Source organism: Janthinobacterium pasteuri, assembly GCF_051380775.1.
Taxonomy (GTDB): Bacteria; Pseudomonadota; Gammaproteobacteria; order Burkholderiales; family Burkholderiaceae_D; genus Janthinobacterium.
Genome location: NZ_JBNYXS010000002.1, coordinates 51738 through 69973, shown reverse-complemented (window position 1 = coordinate 69973; position 18236 = coordinate 51738). Strand labels below are relative to the sequence as shown.

Annotated in this window: 15 protein-coding genes; 1 reads left to right on the top strand and 14 read right to left on the bottom strand. The window is 61.9% G+C overall.

Features of this window, described 5'->3' with window-relative positions; all coding sequences use genetic code 11:
- Position 1 precedes the first annotated feature (1 nt).
- The 6 genes from hisS to ndk form a co-directional block, all read right to left on the bottom strand.
- Positions 2 to 1363: a histidine--tRNA ligase gene (gene hisS, locus ACQ4WN_RS02655; protein ID WP_436550147.1), complete on the bottom strand. Its 1362-nt coding sequence runs from the start codon at positions 1361 to 1363 to the stop codon at positions 2 to 4.
- Positions 1364 to 1396: 33 nt separating this feature from the next.
- Positions 1397 to 2665 (bottom strand): flavodoxin-dependent (E)-4-hydroxy-3-methylbut-2-enyl-diphosphate synthase, encoded by a 1269-nt coding sequence (gene ispG / locus ACQ4WN_RS02650; RefSeq protein WP_436550146.1) that lies wholly within the window; start codon positions 2663 to 2665, stop codon positions 1397 to 1399.
- Between the two features lie 49 nt (positions 2666 to 2714).
- Positions 2715 to 3596, bottom strand: a complete 882-nt coding sequence (locus tag ACQ4WN_RS02645; protein WP_436550145.1) for a RodZ domain-containing protein — start codon at positions 3594 to 3596, stop codon at positions 2715 to 2717.
- A gap of 67 nt (positions 3597 to 3663) precedes the next feature.
- Positions 3664 to 4464, bottom strand: a complete 801-nt coding sequence (gene pilW / locus ACQ4WN_RS02640) for a type IV pilus biogenesis/stability protein PilW (protein ID WP_436550144.1) — start codon at positions 4462 to 4464, stop codon at positions 3664 to 3666.
- Positions 4465 to 4475: 11 nt separating this feature from the next.
- Positions 4476 to 5651, bottom strand: coding sequence for a dual-specificity RNA methyltransferase RlmN (gene rlmN, locus ACQ4WN_RS02635; RefSeq protein ID WP_034752035.1), 1176 nt, complete (start codon positions 5649 to 5651; stop codon positions 4476 to 4478).
- A gap of 125 nt (positions 5652 to 5776) precedes the next feature.
- Complete coding sequence (ndk, locus tag ACQ4WN_RS02630; protein WP_070223377.1) at positions 5777 to 6193, bottom strand: nucleoside-diphosphate kinase; 417 nt, start codon at positions 6191 to 6193, stop codon at positions 5777 to 5779.
- Positions 6194 to 6415: 222 nt separating this feature from the next.
- Here ndk and ACQ4WN_RS02625 point away from each other — a divergent pair, with 222 nt between their 5' ends.
- Entirely contained in the window at positions 6416 to 7102 is a 687-nt protein-coding gene (locus ACQ4WN_RS02625; RefSeq protein ID WP_436550143.1) for a Bax inhibitor-1/YccA family protein, read from the top strand.
- A gap of 114 nt (positions 7103 to 7216) precedes the next feature.
- Here ACQ4WN_RS02625 and ACQ4WN_RS02620 read toward each other — a convergent pair whose 3' ends face one another.
- The 8 genes from ACQ4WN_RS02620 to ACQ4WN_RS02585 all read right to left on the bottom strand — a co-directional run bounded on the left by ACQ4WN_RS02620 (position 7217) and on the right by ACQ4WN_RS02585 (position 18221).
- A complete protein-coding gene (locus ACQ4WN_RS02620) occupies positions 7217 to 8263 on the bottom strand; it encodes a cupin-like domain-containing protein (RefSeq protein ID WP_436550142.1) in 1047 nt (348 codons plus the stop codon).
- Positions 8264 to 8338: 75 nt separating this feature from the next.
- The gene (locus ACQ4WN_RS02615) at positions 8339 to 10282 is read right to left on the bottom strand and encodes a glycosyl hydrolase family 18 protein (RefSeq protein WP_436550141.1); all 1944 of its coding nucleotides are present in this window, start codon (positions 10280 to 10282) and stop codon (positions 8339 to 8341) included.
- 482 nt (positions 10283 to 10764) lie between these two features.
- Complete coding sequence (gene rlmD, locus ACQ4WN_RS02610) at positions 10765 to 12105, bottom strand: 23S rRNA (uracil(1939)-C(5))-methyltransferase RlmD (RefSeq protein WP_436550140.1); 1341 nt, start codon at positions 12103 to 12105, stop codon at positions 10765 to 10767.
- Positions 12106 to 12239: 134 nt separating this feature from the next.
- Positions 12240 to 13271, bottom strand: a complete 1032-nt coding sequence (gene rpoS / locus ACQ4WN_RS02605) for an RNA polymerase sigma factor RpoS (protein WP_426056919.1) — start codon at positions 13269 to 13271, stop codon at positions 12240 to 12242.
- Positions 13272 to 13279: 8 nt separating this feature from the next.
- Positions 13280 to 14200 (bottom strand): peptidoglycan DD-metalloendopeptidase family protein, encoded by a 921-nt coding sequence (locus ACQ4WN_RS02600; protein ID WP_436550139.1) that lies wholly within the window; start codon positions 14198 to 14200, stop codon positions 13280 to 13282.
- A 58-nt stretch (positions 14201 to 14258) separates the two neighbouring features.
- Positions 14259 to 15149, bottom strand: a complete 891-nt coding sequence (locus ACQ4WN_RS02595; RefSeq protein WP_436550138.1) for a protein-L-isoaspartate(D-aspartate) O-methyltransferase — start codon at positions 15147 to 15149, stop codon at positions 14259 to 14261.
- Positions 15146 to 15883: a 5'/3'-nucleotidase SurE gene (gene surE, locus ACQ4WN_RS02590; RefSeq protein WP_436550137.1), complete on the bottom strand. Its 738-nt coding sequence runs from the start codon at positions 15881 to 15883 to the stop codon at positions 15146 to 15148. The genes ACQ4WN_RS02595 and surE overlap by 4 nt, the downstream gene beginning before the upstream one ends.
- Before the next feature lie 94 nt (positions 15884 to 15977).
- Positions 15978 to 18221, bottom strand: a complete 2244-nt coding sequence (locus ACQ4WN_RS02585; RefSeq protein WP_436550136.1) for a KGGVGR-motif variant AAA ATPase — start codon at positions 18219 to 18221, stop codon at positions 15978 to 15980.
- Positions 18222 to 18236 lie beyond the last annotated feature (15 nt).

The following is an 18236-nucleotide window of genomic DNA, read 5'->3' as shown; positions in this document are numbered from 1 at the left end:
ATCAATGGTGGTGATGCACATGGCCGCCAGGACCGTGGTCATGGCCGCAATCGTGGTCGCCGATGATCTGGTCCACCACGTAATCGACGACATCGTCGAACGGTACCGTGTTTTGCTGCGCGCCTGCATCGGCTTCGCGCATGGCTTTCACCGTCGCGACATTGTTGGCGATTTCATCGTCGCCCATGATCACGGCAAACGCCGCGCCGCTGGCATCGGCCTTTTTCATTTGCGTCTTGAAGCTGCCGCCGCCGTTGCTCGCTGCGCAATGTAGCACAACGTCGAGGCCCGCATCGCGAATCCGCTCGGCCAGCACGAAGGCTTGCAAGCCTGCCTGCTCGCCCTGGTGCACCAGGTAGACGTCGCACTGGGCCGGCGCTTCCGGTTCGGCCGCATCCTTCATCAGCAGCACCAGGCGCTCGACGCCCATGCCGAAACCGACGGCTGGCGTCGATTTGCCGCCGAACATTTCCACCATGCCGTCATAGCGGCCACCGGCGCAGACCGTGCCTTGCGCACCCAGCTTGTCACTGACCCACTCGAACACCGTGCGGTTGTAGTAATCGAGGCCGCGCACCAGGCGTGGATTGATGGTGAACGGAATATTGTTGTGGTTCAAGATCTTCTGCACGCCGTGGAAGTGCGCCAGCGATTCCTCGCCCAGGTAGTCCAGCAGTTTCGGTGCGCCATTGACCAGGTCCTGCATGGCAGGGTTCTTGGTGTCGAGGATGCGCAGCGGATTGCTGTGCAGGCGGCGCCTGGCTTCTTCGTCGAGCAGCTCGCTGTGGCTTTCCAGGTAGGCGATCAGGTCGGCGCGGTGGCGCAGGCGCTCGTCCGCGTCGCCGATCGAGTTCAGTTCCAGGCGGATGCCTTCCAGGCCCAGGTCATCCCACAGGCGGCGCGACAGCATGATGATCTCGGCGTCGATATCCGGGCCCGTGAAACCGATGGCTTCCACGCCAAACTGGTGAAACTGGCGATAGCGGCCTTTTTGCGGGCGCTCGTGGCGGAACATCTGGCCCTTGTACCACAGGCGTTTCGGACCTTCGTAGACGAGGTTGTGCTCGACCACGGCGCGCACCACGCCAGCCGTGCCTTCCGGACGCAAGGTCAGGTTGTCGCCGTTCATCGAATCGGTGAACGAATACATTTCCTTTTCCACGATATCGGTCACGGCGCCGATGGCGCGCGCGAACAGTTTCGTTTCTTCCACGATCGGCGTGCGGATCTGCTGGAAGCCATAGCTTTGCAGCACGGATTGCGCCGTATTTTCAAACAATTCCCACAGCGGGGCGTCGGCGGGCAGCACGTCATTCATGCCTTTCACGCCGGTGATCTTATCTGCTTTTTTATTTTCGGACATAGTGTTCTTCTTTACTTTTTTATCGGATCAGGCTCAGACGGCAACCGTGCTTCCATAGTGACTCTGTACATACTTCAAGACGATGTCCTGGAATTCCTCGACGATGCGTTCACCGCGCAGGGTGACGACTTTTTCGCCGTCGACAAACACGGGCGCGGCCGGCGACTCGCCCGTGCCGGGCAGGCTGATGCCGATGTTCGCATGCTTCGATTCGCCCGGACCGTTGACGATGCAGCCCATGACGGCCACGTTCATCGCTTCCACGCCCGGATATGATTTCTTCCATTCAGGCATCTGTTCGCGCAGATACGTCTGGATGTTGTCGGCCAACTCCTGGAAGGTGGTCGACGTCGTGCGGCCACAGCCCGGGCAGGCGATCACCATGGGCGCGAACTTGCGCAAGCCCATGGTTTGCAAAATTTCCTGACCGACGATGACTTCACGCGTGCGGTCGCCGCCCGGCTCCGGTGTCAGCGAGATGCGGATGGTGTCGCCGATGCCCTCTTGCAGCAGCACGGACAGCGCCGCAGTGGACGCCACGATGCCCTTGCTGCCCATCCCCGCTTCCGTCAGGCCCAGGTGCAGCGGATAGTCGCAGCGCTGGGCCAGTTCGCGGTACACGGCGATCAGGTCTTGCACACCGGACACTTTGCACGACAGGATGATCTTGTCGCGCGCCAGTCCCAGCTCTTCGGCGCGCACGGCGTTCTCAATCGCCGACGTCACCAGCGCCTCATACATGACGGCTTGCGCCGGCCACGGATCGCTGCGGCCCGCGTTTTCATCCATGATGCGTGCCAGCAAGGCTTGATCCAGGCTACCCCAGTTCACGCCGATGCGCACCGGCTTGTCGTACTTGCAAGCCGCTTCGATCATTTGCGCAAATTGCGTGTCGCGCTTGGCGCCCTTGCCCACGTTGCCAGGATTGATGCGGTACTTCGACAGCGCGCGCGCGCAATCGGGGTAGTCATTGAGCAGGGTATGGCCGTTGTAATGGAAGTCGCCCACCAGCGGCACGTCGATGTCCATCTTGTCGAGCTGCTCGCGGATATACGGCACGGCCGCAGCTGCCTCAGGACGGTCCACCGTCAGGCGCACCAGTTCCGAACCGGCACGCGCCAGTTCCTTGATCTGGATCGCCGTGCCGATGGCATCGGCCGTGTCCGTGTTCGTCATCGACTGCACCACCACGGGGGCGTCGCCGCCCACCCAGATCTGGCGCTGGCCGTGCGCGATCAGCACTTTGCGGCTGTCGCGCCGGCCGGAAGGACCGGAGCCGATCGCTGTTTTCGAGGTAGCCATAATAGTGTCTTGTGAGTTATTGGATACTTGCTTGATGCTTATTTGATACTTATTTGATACTAACGCGCGAGATCGTGCCGCCCGCAACGATCGGCAAGTCCAGCTTGGCGCCGCGCAAGGTTGCCTGCACGACACCGGGCTTGCCCACCACCAAGGTGGCCGGGCCCGTGATATCAAACGTTTCCGTGCTGCCAGCCTTGACCATGCGCGAAATCAGCGGCGCGGCGCCAGGACGGCGAATCTCGACCCAGGAATCCTGCTCCACCGTCAATACCAGCGCATTCGAGACCGCTGCCGGTGGCGTAACAGCCGCCGCTTCCGGCGTAGCGACTGGCGCTGCTGCCGGCGCGGACGCGGCTGGCGCACCCGTCTGCGTGTCGTTGCCCGGAGGCGGAGGCACGGAGATCAGCGGCACGGACGGCGTCTGCACGGGCGACAGATCCTGCCCCGGCTTGACCAGGGTCGTTTCCACGGGACCAACCACGTTCGGATGCACGGCTTCCTTGTCGGCTTGCGCCAGCAGGCTGGCCGGCACATAGCCCAGCTTGTATGCACCAAAAGCGGCAGCCACGACGACAGCCACGGCACCGGCGATCCAGAGGGGAGTCTGGTTCGACGAACGCTGCGTCATCGACGGGAAGCGCGATTCGGAGAAGGTGGCGGAAATCTCGCGCCGCACGGGCGCGACAGCCGGATCTTGCGCCGGCGCCGGGTGCACTTCAATCATGGCTACCAGCGGCGCCGCGTCGAGCTTGACCACCTTGGCATAGGCGCGCACGAAACCACGCACCACTGCCACGTTTGGCAAGGCCGCCATGTCACCCTCTTCCAGCGCGATCACCTGGCGTGGCGCCAGCTTGAGCTGGTCTGCCACCTGTTCCACCGGCCAACCCAGCGCTTCGCGCTGCGCCTTCAACTGTGCGCCTGCCAACGCAAGATTGCCCTGGGGCTGCTGCTGAGGCGTTTCTGCCCACTCTGAATTCATTGGTATCCCTGTCTCACTCATCAAACGCCCCATTTTGATAAGCAGCATATTCGGGGGAGCCGGAATGGTGGTTGCGCAAATGCGCACCCAGGCCAGCTTCCGCACCCGCATCCCCGAGCTTATGCTGCACCTTGATCCCGAGCCACAGCACATCGGCCGTCTGGCTCTCCATTGTTGCTATCGTACCGAGCCGCTGCAAATAATGAGCCGCTTGCCGGTAGTCTTGCTGTTGGTAATACACGCGCACCAGGCCGGCATTCGTTACTGCCACATCTGGTGCGATCCGTACCGCGCGCATCAAATACGCGCTGGCACGCGGGTAATCATGCAGGGCCAGGCTGCAAGCACCCCCATTGTTGAGCGCTTTTTCCGGCGACACATACGCCGCGTCCGCCAGTGCCGCATCGAAATATGCCAGCGATTGCGCGGCGCGTCCCGTCTGGCACAAAAACAGGCCGTAATTATTGCTCAACTCAGGATTGTGGGGCGCAAGGCGCAAAGCGTAAAGGAAATCTTTCTCGGCAGACGCAGTTTGCCGCTGGGCCGCCAGGATCAGGGCGCGCACGCCATAGGCCTGCGCATCGTTCGGCACCAGCTGCACGGCTAGCTCCGCTTCCGCCAGGGCCACGTCGAACTGACCTTGCGCATAATACGCGCTGGCCAGCTGCAGGCGCAGCGCGGCGCGCTCATCGGCGCTTGCCTGCTTGTCCTGGCCAGCGCCAATGGCGCGGCTTGCGGAAGAAGCAGAAGCACAGCCGACCAGCAGCACAGCCAGGCAGACAGCGGCCACAGCAAGCGAGCGTTGGTAAGCCATGCTTTCCCTCATCAGGAGCGGATCTCCACGATCTTGCCGAAATTGGCGCCAAATTTCTGTTGATACTCAGTCATCTTTTCCATGCGTTCCTGCACCCGCGTGCGGTCCTTGACTTCGCCGGCCAGCTGGCCGCAGGCCGCATCGATATCGTCGCCGCGCGTCTTGCGCACGGTGGTAATGATGCCGCCGTCCATCAGTACCTGGGCAAACGCCTTGATGCGCGGGTTTTTCGAGCGGAACAGGCCCGACTCGGGGAAGGGATTGAATGGAATCAGGTTGAACTTGCAGTTCACGCCGAACTCGCGGTCTTGCACCAGCGCCAGCAGTTCGCGCGCGTGTTCGTCGCTGTCATTGACGCCGTCGAGCATGCAATATTCAAACGTGATGAAATCACGTGGGGCGAATTCCAGGTAGCGCTTGCAGGCCGCCATCAATTCCTTCAGCGGGTATTTCTTGTTCAGTGGAATCAAACCGTCGCGCAGCGCATCGTTCGAGGCGTGCAGCGAGACGGCCAGGGCCACCGGCACTTCCTGCGACAGCTTGTCCATCATCGGTACCACGCCCGAGGTCGACAGGGTCACGCGGCGGCGCGACAGGCCGTAGGCGTTGTCGTCGAGCATCAATTTCAGGGCCGTGACGGTCGGCTCAAAGTTCAGCAGGGGCTCGCCCATGCCCATCATCACCACGTTGGTGATCTGGCGCTCGCCTTTCGGACCCGGCTCGATGCCCTTGGTGCGGCGCAATTCAAATTCCGCCATCCACAGCTGGCCGATGATTTCGCCAACGCTGAGGTTACGATTGAAGCCTTGCTTGCCCGTCGAGCAGAAACGGCAGTTCACGGCGCAACCGGCCTGGGTCGAGATGCACAGGGTGCCGCGGTTTTCTTCCGGAATGAACACGGTTTCCACGGCATTGCCATTGCCCACGTCGACCAGCCACTTGCGCGTGCCATCCGTCGAGGTGTGGTCGCTGATGATGGCCGGGGCGCGCACTTCGGCGCGCGTGGCCAGCTTGTCGCGCAGCGACTTGGCCAGGTCCGTCATGGCGTCGAAATCGGAGGCGCCGAACTGGTGTATCCAACGTTGCAGTTGTTTCGCACGAAACGGTTTCTCTCCCAACTCGGCGCAGTAGGCGATGAGTTGCGCGGGATCGAGGTCCAGCAAGTTGGTGAGGGTCGTCGTATTCATGATCATGTCTATTCTAAAAATCCGTCCCCGCGCGCATCAGGAGCGAAAACTCCACAGCGCAGCGGGAACAGGGGGTGATAAGTTATTTCACAGATAACGCCAGGAAATAACGTTATCTAAGGCAATTAAGCCTTCAGTTCTGGGAAGAAGTAAGCGATTTCCACTTTAGCAGCTTCAACAGCGTCGGAACCGTGTACGGCGTTGGCGTCGATCGAATCGGCGAAATCGGCGCGGATCGTGCCTTTTTCTGCTTTCTTCGGATCGGTCGCGCCCATCAGGTCACGGTGGGCCAGAACGGCGTTTTCGCCTTCCAGGGCTTGGATCATGACTGGACCGGAAACCATGAAGTCGACCAGATCCTTGAAGAAGCCGCGTTCTTTGTGCGCTGCGTAGAAGCCTTCAGCTTGTTCGCGCGACAGTTGGGTCATGCGTGCTGCAACGATTTTCAGGCCAGCGTTTTCAAAACGGGTGTAGATTTGACCGATTACGTTTTTTGCAACTGCGTCTGGTTTGATGATCGACAGGGTGCGTTCGATTGCCATGTGTGAAAACTCCAATAAAAAGTAAGGTTTAAAACGGTAAATTGATAACTCAATCAACCTTTTATTTTACCATACTCCACCCCATATCACCCAGACAGCCAGCTGAGCATCTTCTGCCCCTGCCTGAGTTTAATGAAATCTTAAGCTGGTTTTTTTGCAAAAACCGGGGTCCATGCTATCCTTGGACAAAGTAGTAATTTGAATTGACAACACGGAGGCACTATGAATCAGAACATGCAACGCACCTTTGACCTGTCGGGGGGCATGCAGCAAGTCCGCCATCAGGTCTTGCGCAACACTTACTGGCTGCTGGCGCTGTCCATGATACCGACCGTGCTGGGCGCATTCATCGGCGTGCAAATGCATTTGCCGATGCTGACCGGCGGCATGGGATTCATCATCTTCATGGCCGTCGCATTCGGCTTCATGTACGCGATTGAAAAGACCAAGAACTCGGGCCTCGGCGTCGCCGTCCTGCTGGGCTTTACCTTCTTCATGGGCCTGATGCTCACGCCTATCCTGACGCGCACGCTCGGTTACTCGAACGGCGGCATGCTGATCATGACGGCATTCGGCGGCACGGCCACCATCCTGGCCGTGATGGCGACCATCGCCACAGTGTCGAAGCGCGACTTCTCGGCCATGGGCAAATGGCTGTTCGCCGGCGTGATCGTGCTGATCCTGGCATCGGTAGCGAACATTTTCCTGGGCCTGTCGGCACTGTCGATCGTGATCTCCATGGTCGCCATCGCCATCTTCTCGGCCTACATCCTGTATGACGTGCAGCAAATCATCAACGGCGGCGAGACCAACTACATCTCGGCCACCCTGCGCATCTACCTGGACGTGTACAACATCTTCACCAGCCTGCTGTCCCTGCTGGGCTTGGCCGGCGGCAGCCGCGACTAATCGCGACGATTAGGAAAGCAAAAAGCCGACCCTCGGGTCGGCTTTTTTACGTCTGTGAAAAAAGCCGCCTGTACGGGGCCGTTCGCGGCAGTTTCGCGCCATGCGGCAACGCTATCAAAAGTCGTGATTCGCTGGATACTTGCTATAAAAATCGTTATCCCATTTGAAATTGGTAAAGGCTACGGTCAGGGAAATATCCAGCGCCTCGACAAAATGCCAGCAGCCGACGGGCAAAAACAGGATTTCGCCCGGTGCCAGCACGCATTCGCGCACTTGCACGTCGGCCATCAGCGGATAGCGCTGCAAGTCGATGTCGCGCCCGTCGACGGGGGTAAAACAGTGGCGCTGATTGTACACGCGCGCCACCTCGCAGGCGGCCATGATGCGCAGCCGCTTGCGCCCTTTCACCTGGGCCATGAAGTTGTTCGTCAGGTCGTGGTGGAATGGCGTCACCGTGCCGGCCGGGCCAAACCATAAAAAGCCCGTGCGGCCGCCCTCCTGTTCCAGGTATTCGGGCAGCTGGCCGATATCGTCCCACAACTCGCGCAAGGCTTGCCGGTTCTGCGAATTGTTGTTCGCCGTCATATAAAAATCGTTGGTCGTGCCGCTGCTCTCGACCAGGCTGGCATACTCGCCAAACGCCATCTTGCGCTTGTGCGCCACGCTGTTCATTTCGTACTGGGCGTCCGCTTCGCGACCGAACTGCACTTCCACTTCGCGCTGTGCATAATGTTCGCGGAAGTAGGCCGGGCTCCACTTGGCCATGGCAGGCCAGTCGTCCAGCATGCCCGTGATGATGACGGGCTGGTTGGTGGAATAGTATTCGTCCAGAAACGCTTGCGCGGACAGCTTGTCGCGGCGGGGAATCTCCGTCGGACGCAACTGGTTCAGCTTGCGCTGGATATCGATCACCCAGTCGCGCTTGGCCAGGCGGTTCGACAGGCGCACGGCGCCGGCAAGATACGGGCTGTGCAACGCAAGTTCGATTTCGCGGCGCGCCAGGGGCTCAGCGATGCCGGCCTGTTGCAGCACCGGCATCAGCGCCGACGGATGACTGCCCAGCATGAGGTTTTCCGCGATCCAGCTGCGCCATTCGCGGCTCAGTTCCTGCTCCGGCTGCTGCTTCTGCTGCTTGACTCCGAATGTCGATACCGCCGCCATTACCTGTCTCCTTTTTTATATGCATAAGCGGCCGGGCAGCGTTACTATCCGGCCGCGTCTTACCTTACATCAAGATTACCGCACCTTCCACACCTCGGTTGCCAGCACGCCATTCGCATCGCCATCGAGTTCCCACGAAAACGCGCCGCGCAAGCCCTGGTCCTTGACATATTTCACCTTGGTGCCGATGACGGTCGGATCGTCATAGCTCCACCACTGGCCACCCGCGCCCGTGTACAGGTACAGCTGCTTGGTCACGGGATGGTAGTAGCGCGTGCCGGCCTTGGCGACGAGGATTTTATAGTCCTCGATGCCCGACTCGTACGTGCCTGGCGCCGTGCCCGTGGCCGCCTGGTACAGGCCATCGCCGTTCGGTCCCGGCGCCACGCCCGTCCAGCCGCGGCCATAGAACGGGATGCCCAGCAGCAGCTTGTCGCGCGGCACGCCGGCGGCAATCATGTATTGCACCGCCTTGTCGCCCACGTATTCGCGCGCCATGCCCGTCGACGGATCGGCAGGGTCGGCAAACAGCTGGGCATTGAAGTTGGTGCTGCTTTCCCAGCCGCCGTGGAAATCGTAGGTCATCAGGTTGATCCAATCCATGTACTGCGAGTACAGGGCCGGTTCCGTATTGTCGATCTTGTCCTTGCCGGCACCGACGGCCGCCGTCAACAGGTAGCGCTTGCCGTTGGCGGCACCGAGTGCATCGAGCTGGCTGCGGAATTCCGCCATCAGCAAGGTGAAGTTGCGCTTGTCGTTGGGGCTGACCGTGTTGTACGGCTGGCCACCGCCCACCGGGTATTCCCAGTCGATATCGATGCCATCAAAGATGTTGGCCGCCGCGCCCACGCCACCGCGCCCACCCTGCACCGGCAAGTTGCCCTTGATATAGATATCGATGCAGGAACGCACCATCTGTTTGCGCAGCGCATCGGTGGCCGAACCGACGGAGAAGTTCTTCGACCAGCTCCAGCCGCCCAGCGAGATGAACAATTTGAGGTTCGGGTGCGCCGCCTTCAGCTTTCTCAGCTGCAGGAAGTTACCCGACAGGGGAGCGTCCCACGGAATGGCCTGGCCATCGACGGTGCGCTTCGGCGTACGGATGTAGTCGGCCTCAGCATCACCGCCCGTACCCGCATCCGGCGCATTCGGATTGGTCGCGCCCGGCTCCGCCTTGGTGATCATGCCGCACTCGTAGCCGCCATTTTTCGGATAGATGTTGCCGAAAGCGTAGTTGATGAAGGTCAGCTTGTCGGCCACGCCGCTGGAATGCACGTTCGCCACTTCATAGTCGCGGCCATACACGCCCCACTGCGCGAAGTACGACCCCACTTCGCGGCCCGTTGGCGTTGGCGTGGGCGTAGGTGTGGGCGTAGGGGTCGGCGTCGGTGTCGGCGTCGGTGTCGGCGTAGGTGTCGGCGTCGGGGTCGGCGTCGGCGTCGGGGTTGGAGTAGGCGTCGGTGTGATGCTGCAGATCTCCTGGCTGGTCCATGGCTTGCCCGTGCCTGCGGCGCCGCTGCTGGTCGACGGGTTGTCGCCCTGCGTCCAGTAGTTGGCACGGTAATTCGTGCCTGCATAGCTGACGGTGGCGCCCGCGCTGTAAGCCGTCCCGGCCACCCACGCCAGCGCGCAGGTGCCGCCGGTGGGTGTCGGCGTAGGCGTCGGGGTGGGCGTCGGGTTCGGCGTTGGCACCGGTGTTGGCGTCGGCGTCGGCGTCGGCGTTGGTGTGGGAGTAGGTGTCGGCGTAGTACCGCCATCACAGGTGCCGCCCGCGCTCCACAGGCTAGGCGTGGAGACGGGATTCCAGCCGGAGCCCACGTGATCGGTCTGCGTCACCAGGGCCGTGTAGTTGGCGCCCAGGTAAGTGACCACCGTGCCCGCGTTATACGTACCACCCTCTTGCCATGGCACGCAGGCGACTACCGTGCTGGCCGCCAGCAATTGCGCGCCAGCAGGCGCGCCGGCGTCGCCACCACCGCATGCTGCCAGCACGCCACCGCTGGCCAGACATACCATCATGTTCCTGATCGTTTTTTTGAGTATTAAATTTTCCACGCTGTCTCCTGTTCAGGTTTGCGGAAATACCACTCTGCTTCAATAAAAAAGCTACCCTGTGATTTTGTTTTTTTGCAGTTGCAAGAACAGCATGCTGCTGAAAAAATAGGCGGTCAAGTGGTTTTAAAGTGGCCTCAAAGTGGGCAATACCACTTCGCGCAAAAAGCGCAGCAGCATAGACGAACGGCGTGTTGTCCTACTGGACAATGAAAAAACAGCAAAGGGAGGACAAACAGAGGAGATCGATCAAGAAAAAACAGACCAATTTTATAACACGGTGTAAGTGGTATTAGGATGGAACCATGCGAAAAGGCCGAATCTGCGCCAGGCCATGGATAGCTTCAGCGCGCCTGAAAACGTTCAGAGCAAGGCGCCTTGCCGAAGACAGTACGAATAGTACGGCTAGGCAAGGCAACGCAGCTATGGACGTTTTCTCAGGTGTGCTCTCAGACCAGATCAAACACTGCCATCGATTCGACGTGCGAAGTGTGCGGGAACATGTTGACCACGCCCGCCTTGCTCAGCACATAGCCCGCTTCCAGCGCCAGGATGCCGGCATCGCGCGCCAGGGTCGACGGGCTGCACGAGACGTAGACGATGCGTTTCGGCAGCATGTCGGGACGCACTTGCGACAAGCCGACCAATGCCTGGCACAGGGCCATGGCGCCATCGCGGGGCGGGTCGACGAGGATGCGATCAAAACGGCCCAAGGCGATCAGGTCGTCCGTTGTCACTTCGAACAGGTTGCGCGTCGAGAACGAGGTCTTTTCCGCCAGGCCATTGGCCAGCGCGTTTTCCAGCGCCCGCTCCGTCAGGGTGGTGCTGCCTTCGATGCCTACCACTGCGCTGCCTTGCGTGGCCAGCGGCAAAGTAAAATTGCCCAGGCCGCAGAACAGGTCGGCCACGCGGTCGGTCGGCTGCACTTCCAGCAAACGCAGGGCTTTCGACACCAGCACGCGGTTGATATGGTGGTTCACTTGCGTAAAATCGACAGGCTTGAACGGCATCTTGACGCCGAATTCCGGCAACAGATAGTGCAATTGCTTGTCGAGCGGATAGAACGGCACGGCCGTTTCCGGGCCTTTGACCTGCAGCCACCATTGCACGCCGTACTCGTCGGCGAAGGCCTTCAATTTCGTTTCATCGTCCGCCGTCAACGGCGCCATGATGCGCAAGACCATCGCGGTGACGTCTTCGCCCACGGCCAGCTCGATCTGCGGCATCTGGTCGAAGATGGACAGCGAACCGATCAGCGCGCGCAGGGGCAGCAGCATGGCGGAAATGTGCGGCGGCAAGATTTCGCAGCTATCCATGTCGGCGACAAACGCCGATTTCTTTTCATGGAAGCCCACCAGCACGGCGTCTTTCTTCTTGACGTGGCGCACCGACAGGCGCGCGCGGTAGCGGTAACCCCAGGTCGGGCCATACATGGGGCGCATGATGCTTTGCGGACGCACCTTGCCGATATGCCACAAGTTGTCTTCCAGCACGCGCTGCTTGATCGCCACCTGGGCCGACGGCTCCAGATGCTGCATCGAGCAACCGCCGCAATTGTCGAAATGCTTGCACTTGGGCGTCACGCGCATGGACGATTCGCGGTGCAGCGCCGTCATGCGGGCCATTTCCCAGTTTTTCTTTTTCTTGAACGTCACAAAGCTGACGCGCTCGCCCGGCAACGCGCCTTCGACAAACACGACCTTGCCCGGCGAGCCGTCTTCGTTCTCAATATGGCCAACGCCACGGGCGTCCATGTCGAGCGATTTGATTTCGATGATATTTTCTTGCATAGCGATCAATAGGTAAGAGTGGGCCAGGACGCAGGGCCGCGCTGGAACTTGAAAGAATGGGGGAAAGGTCAGGCGCCGCGAGCGGGGCGTATGATAGCAGATGCAGGCCGACAAAAGCCGGACCGGCCGCCAGCTTAGAGCAGGGAGTCGCGCACCACGCCGCGCGCCGCCATGGCCCGTTTTAACTTAATCAAGGCTTCCTGCTGGATCTGGCGCACGCGCTCGCGCGTCACGCCCATTTCCTCGGCCAGGGTTTCCAGGGTGGCGGGATCGTCGTTGTCGAGGCCGAAACGACGCATGATGACCACGCGCTGCTTGTCGGGCAGCTTGGTCAGCCAGTCGCGCACCAGCACCGTCATTTCATGGTGTTCCGCGCGCGCGTCGGGGCTGTCTTCGCTGGCGCCCGGCAGCATGTCCATCAGGGACGACTGCGGATCGTTGTCGAGCGGCGCGTCGAGCGAGGTGGCGTGCTCAGACAGGGCCAGGATATCCTGTACCTCTTCCACGGGACGGCCCACCAGATGGGCGATATCTTCCGCAGTGGCATCCTTGCCGTCGTGATGCTGGGCTTCCAGGTGGTATTTGCCGCGCAGGATCTGGTTCAGTTCGCGCACCATGTGCACGGGCAGGCGCACCGTGCGCGCCTGGTTCATGATGGCGCGTTCGATGCTCTGGCGTATCCACCAGGTGGCATACGTGGAAAAACGGAAACCGCGTTCGGGCTCGAACTTGTCGATGGCCCGCATCAGGCCGATGTTGCCCTCTTCGATCATATCGAGCAAGACCACGCCGCGGTTGATGTAATGCTTGGCAATCGACACGACCAGACGCAGGTTATGCTCGATCATGGTTTGCCGGGCTTCGAAATTGCCCTGCTTGGCCAGGGTGGCGTAATGCACCTCTTGCGCCGCCGTCAGAAGGGGCCGCGTGCCGATCTGGTTCAGATAGTGCTGCGTGGTATCGGTCGACAGCTCGGCCGCCAGTACTTTTTTCAGTTCATCGACACTTTCGACCAGCACGCTGACGCTGGCCACCTCGCCGCCCTCGCCTGCGTCGACGGCGTCAACACCGTCGAGTTCGCCGGCATCGTCCGTCACGACTTCGTCCGCCCCGTCTTCCGGCAGTTCCGGCTCATCGTCCAGCTGATCGTGCGGCGCATGTGTCATTGCTTTACCTAACGGTTAGGCAGGAATTTCGAAGGGTCGACAGGCTTGCCCTGCTGGCGGATTTCAAAGTGCAGCTTCACGCGGTCGGCATCGGAATCACCCATTTCGGCGATGGCCTGGCCTTTGTTGACGTTCTGCCCTTCCTTCACCAGGATGCTGCGGTTATGCGCATACGCCGACAACAAGCTATTACTGTGCTTCACGATGACAAGATTACCATAACCACGGATTCCGCTCCCGGCATACATGACTTTCCCCGCGCCGGCCGCCACCACTTGCTGGCCCGCCTTGCCGGCGATATCGACGCCCTTGTTCTTGCCTTCGTCGAAAGTGCCGATGACCTTGCCTTCGGAAGGCCACATCCAGCTGATCTTCTCGTCGCCAGGCGCCGATGCCGCAGGGGCTGCCGCGGCGGCCGGTGCGGCGGCAACAGTCGTTGCCGGGGCGGGCGCCGGGGCAGGCTTGGCATCGGTAGCGCCGCCGTCGGCGCGCAACTCGGCCAGCGTGGCGTCGGAATACGCGCGCTTCTCGCCGCGCGGCCCCGTTTTCTTCGGCACGACAGGCGCGGCCGGTTTGATTTCCGTTGCTGGCGGCATGACGATGGCCGACGTTTGCGCGCCGCCCGTGTCGCCATTTGGCGGCAACACGCGCAGCACCTGGTCGACCTTGATGTCGTTCGGGTTGCTCAAATCATTCCAGGCCACCAGGTCGCGGTAATTCTGCCCGTGTTCCAGGGCGATGCGCAACAGGGTGTCGCCACGCTTGACCGTGTAATAGGCCGGGTCGCGGTCGCGCGGATCGCTGGCGGCGGCGCTGCTGCTCGATGGATGGCGCTCCACGACGGGCGCCTGAACGCCCGTCGTGCCGCAACCGCTCAACAGGGCGGCCAGCGCAAGGCTACAGAGAACTACATTGTTTTTCTTAATCATTCGTTTTCTTAATCATTCGCATATATATTCAGATCCTGCTTGCTAGCTGATCCGGGGATCATATGGTGCCCGGCCGCAAAGGCACGAAATGGCAATCTTCCAGGGTTTGGCTGGTCCATTCCATTTTCCCCACCCGGGTAATGAGCTGTAAGTGTTGCAATTTAGCTCCCACCGGCGCAACCAGACGCCCGCCGGGCGCCAGCTGTTCCAGCAAGGCTTGCGGGACTTCCAGGCCGGCTGCGGCAAGGATGATCCCGTCGAAGGGCGCCGCCTGCGGCAGGCCAAGCATACCATCTCCGTACTGCAAGCGCAGATTTGACACGCGCAGCGGACGCAGATTGGCCTTCGCCAGCTCGTGCAAAGGCCGGATGCGCTCGATCGAAAACACCTCTTTCGCCACCAGCGACAGCACTGCCGCCTGGTAGCCGCAGCCGGTGCCGATTTCCAGCACGCGCTGCAAGCTGCCGCCCTGGCGCATCACTTCGATCATGCGCGCCACGATGTACGGCTGCGAAATGGTCTGGTGGTGGCCGATGGGCAAGGAGGCATCGATATACGCCTGCGACGCCAGCGCCTCGTCCATGAACAAATGGCGCGGCACGGCTTGCATGGCATCGAGCACCATCTGGTCCTTGACGCCCTGTTTCGCCACGCGCGCCACCATGGCCCGGCGCACGGCGTCCGAGACGAGCGGGTTTTGCCGCGGCGGCGACACCACGGCCGGCTGCGCCCGCTCATTGGCGATGGCCTGCGCGCGCGATGGCGCGATGGGCAGCGTCGCACCATGGTAGTGCGCGCCTCCCTTGGCCGCATTTTGCGCTGCATTTTGCGTCGCCGTCTGCGGCGTGGCGATGCGCGACTGCGCCAGCGACTGCCCCCCGCCCTGCCTGGCAGGCTTGCCGGCCAGCGAATCGAGGGAAAGGGGGAAGGTACGCGGCTTATCAGTCATGCCAGGCCTTTTGCCAGTGCATCGAGTTCGGTGGTATGTGTCAGGTCGATCTGCAGCGGCGTGATCGATACTTGTCCATGTTCAACGGCATGGAAGTCCGTGCCCGGACCACCTTCCTTGGCGGCACCGGCAGGACCGATCCAGAAAATTTCACGGCCACGGGGATCGAGGGCGCGGATTACGGGCTCGGCCGAATGGCGCTTGCCCAGGCGCGTGGCCACCATGCCTTGCATTTGCGCGTAAGGGATGGCGGGGATATTCACATTCAGCAAATACGGTTTCTGCAGGGCGTCAAACTGGCGCTCGACGATTTCCCTGGCCACGCGGGCGGCCGCGTCCAGGTTGGCCCAGCCAAACTGCGACTGGGAAAAGGCGATGGCGGGAATGCCGAACAGATAACCTTCCGTGGCGGCCGCCACGGTGCCTGAATACAGGGTGTCGTCGCCCATGTTGGGACCGTTGTTGATGCCGGAGACCACCAGGTCGGGGCGCTCGATGAGCATGCCCGTCAGCGCCACATGCACGCAGTCGGTGGGCGTGCCATTGACAAAATAAAAGCCGTTGGCAGCCTTGTGCACGGACAGGGGCCGGTCCAGGGACAGCGAATTGGATGCGCCCGAACGATTGCTGTCGGGCGCCACCACGACGATGTCGGCAATGGGCGCGAGCGCGTCGGCCAGGGCTGCCAAGCCAGGCGCCAGGTAACCGTCGTCGTTACTGATAAGGATTCTCATAAGCAGATTTTACCCGAAGCAATGCCAACACTGGGCGTACCGCACGCTGATAGTCAGCATTATTTGTGCCGCCGCGCGGCCATGGCGCACGGCGTCAGCGCTGCCCGATGCGCGCCTCCGACAAGGCCCCTTCCAGCGCCTGCACTTCATCCTCGTGCAAGGCAAGCAAAGCATGCAGATCGCCTTGCAATTTATACATTTTTTTCAGCTGCGCCATGCCGCGCCTGCGCAACTTGCCTGGCACCCCCGGGCAAAGCAGGCAGGACTTCAAATGTTCCGCCAGTTCGCCCGCCTGCGGATACTGTTCGCGCTCTATCATGCCTTGCAACATCAAGATCATGCTGGCCAGGGTGTCCGGTTCGGCCCCTTCGTGCCCGTTGGCGCGGCCAGCCAGGATGGTTTCCTGCAAATGCCGGGCACCGTCCAGCACGCTGTCCGCAAGCCCCGTGACGGGCGAATTCAACAGCTGGTCGCTGCCGCTGAGCACCGCGTCTTCCAGCAGGCGCGCCGCCACCTGGTCTTCGTGCAGCTGGCGCGCGCCGGCCCAGTCGCCCTGCCCGGCCACGATATCGGCCAGCAAGTCGCGTGTGGCCAGGGTAGCGGCATGGTCGTTGCCCAGGCGCCGCTCCTGTGCCTGCAGCACGGCAACGAACAGACGCCGCGCGCCTTCCAGATTGCCTTCGTGCCCCAGCGCCTGCGCCAGGGCCAGCTTGCTGCGCAAGGTGTCGCCATGCTCGGCACCAAACAGGCGCTCGCGCGCCCCTACCACCGTGCCCAGCACTTGCTGCGCCTGCGCCAGCCGGCCCATGCGCAGCAAGGTGGCGGCGCGGCCATCCATCGCCTCCAGGGTCAGCGGATGCTCGCCGCCCAGCTGGTGCGCGTAAGTTGCCAGCACGGTATCCTGCATCAGCAGCGCCGCCGCCAGCTCTCCTTGCAGCAACAGGGTTTGCGCCAGACAGGCCCGGGCGGCCAGGGTATCGGGATGCTCGCTGCCCAGTACCCGCTCGCGCACGTCGAGCACGTGCTCTTCCAGAAAGCGGGCTTCATCGAGCTTGCCCAGCTGGCGCAGCAGGCGCGCCATGCCGCTCTTGCACGCCAGGCTGTCGGGATGTTCCTCGCCCAGCAGGCGCACGCGGATCTCGACGCTCTGACGGAAGGCATCGAGGGCCTGCGCGCTGCGCCCGTCCTTGCGGTACAGCTCGCCCAGGCGGGCCAGGTCACGCGCCAGCGGCAGGGCCACGGCGCGGCCCGGGTCGAGCAGCAAGGCCTGTCGCGCTTCGCCGATGGCGCCCAGCAAGGCGATTTCACGGCTCGATTGCCATGGAAAATAGCCGCCCGTCAGCCAGTGCAGGAAGGCTTCGAAGGTACGCGTGAGGGAAAATCGGTCGCCGCCCTGGTCGATGCGCACGGCCAGCTGCTCGCCATAGGCAAAGGTTTTCGTCTGCTGCAGCTGGACTTCGTCGAAATAGCTGTCGAGGGCAATCTGCGGCAAACCGTAGGAGGTGCGCAGCAGGCGCTCGAACAGGGGTTGGAAGCCGGCGATGCCCTTGTGCGCGTCGCCGCGGCGCCACTCGGCGCGCTGCGCGCCGTCGCCCATTTCTATGCGCGAGGGCAAGGGATACACGAGCAGCGGACGCTGTTCGTCTTCATGGCTGCGGCGGTACTCGATGGCCCGCGTGACGAGCGCATCGACGCCTTCCAGGCTTTGCCGGTTCGGCGTGAAGACCACCACCAGCTTTCTCGGCAGCAAGGTGGTACAGATGCCGGCGCTGTCCGTGCGGCCCGTGCGCGAATCGACCAGCACGTAGCGGAAATGCCGGGCCAGGGTATCGGCGAAGCAGCGAAACAGGGCCGGGCAGGTGTCAAACAACTGGTCCCAGCGCATCTGCGCCAGGCGCTCGCTGTAGCTGGCATCGAAGCGTCCCGCGCGCATCAGGTACAGCGGACTGCCCTGGTCGACGCGCACCACGTACTGCTGCCAGTCGATGGCGTCGAGCACGCGCTGCGCCAGCGCCGCATCCGCGCGGCCCGTACCAGTCCCGCTGGCGCGCGCGCCCACCGTCTCCAGGCTGATGCGCTCGATCTGCTGGCGGCACGCCTCGAAAAACTCGAGCACGCCCGGTCGTTCCTCGTGCTGCTCGAAATAATGGTGCAGGCCCGGCGCCTCCATGTCCCAGTCCAGCATCAGCACGGGCACGCTGGCGTTTTCGCGCCGCGCCAGCAGAACGGCGATGTTCGAGAGGGCCATGGTGCGGCCGGTACCGCCCTTGTAGGAATAGAAGGTGACGACTTCGCCTGGGGCGCTCAAAGGTGGCAGGGAGAGGCGTTGGCATTCCATGACGGGACCTTTTAC

Excerpts from the sequence above, each read along its gene's own strand:
- hisS (WP_436550147.1), bottom strand. The coding sequence starts at position 1,363 with ATGTCCGAAAATAAAAAAGCAGATAAGATCACCGGCGTGAAAGGCATG.
- ispG (WP_436550146.1), bottom strand. The coding sequence starts at position 2,665 with ATGGCTACCTCGAAAACAGCGATCGGCTCCGGTCCTTCCGGCCGGCGC.
- pilW (WP_436550144.1), bottom strand. The coding sequence starts at position 4,464 with ATGGCTTACCAACGCTCGCTTGCTGTGGCCGCTGTCTGCCTGGCTGTG.
- rlmN (WP_034752035.1), bottom strand. The coding sequence starts at position 5,651 with ATGAATACGACGACCCTCACCAACTTGCTGGACCTCGATCCCGCGCAA.
- ndk (WP_070223377.1), bottom strand. The coding sequence starts at position 6,193 with ATGGCAATCGAACGCACCCTGTCGATCATCAAACCAGACGCAGTTGCA.
- ACQ4WN_RS02625 (WP_436550143.1), top strand. The coding sequence starts at position 6,416 with ATGAATCAGAACATGCAACGCACCTTTGACCTGTCGGGGGGCATGCAG.
- ACQ4WN_RS02620 (WP_436550142.1), bottom strand. The coding sequence starts at position 8,263 with ATGGCGGCGGTATCGACATTCGGAGTCAAGCAGCAGAAGCAGCAGCCG.
- ACQ4WN_RS02615 (WP_436550141.1), bottom strand. The coding sequence starts at position 10,282 with ATGATGGTATGTCTGGCCAGCGGTGGCGTGCTGGCAGCATGCGGTGGT.
- rlmD (WP_436550140.1), bottom strand. The coding sequence starts at position 12,105 with ATGCAAGAAAATATCATCGAAATCAAATCGCTCGACATGGACGCCCGT.
- rpoS (WP_426056919.1), bottom strand. The coding sequence starts at position 13,271 with ATGACACATGCGCCGCACGATCAGCTGGACGATGAGCCGGAACTGCCG.
- ACQ4WN_RS02600 (WP_436550139.1), bottom strand. The coding sequence starts at position 14,200 with ATGATTAAGAAAAACAATGTAGTTCTCTGTAGCCTTGCGCTGGCCGCC.
- ACQ4WN_RS02595 (WP_436550138.1), bottom strand. The coding sequence starts at position 15,149 with ATGACTGATAAGCCGCGTACCTTCCCCCTTTCCCTCGATTCGCTGGCC.
- surE (WP_436550137.1), bottom strand. The coding sequence starts at position 15,883 with ATGAGAATCCTTATCAGTAACGACGACGGTTACCTGGCGCCTGGCTTG.
- ACQ4WN_RS02585 (WP_436550136.1), bottom strand. The coding sequence starts at position 18,221 with ATGGAATGCCAACGCCTCTCCCTGCCACCTTTGAGCGCCCCAGGCGAA.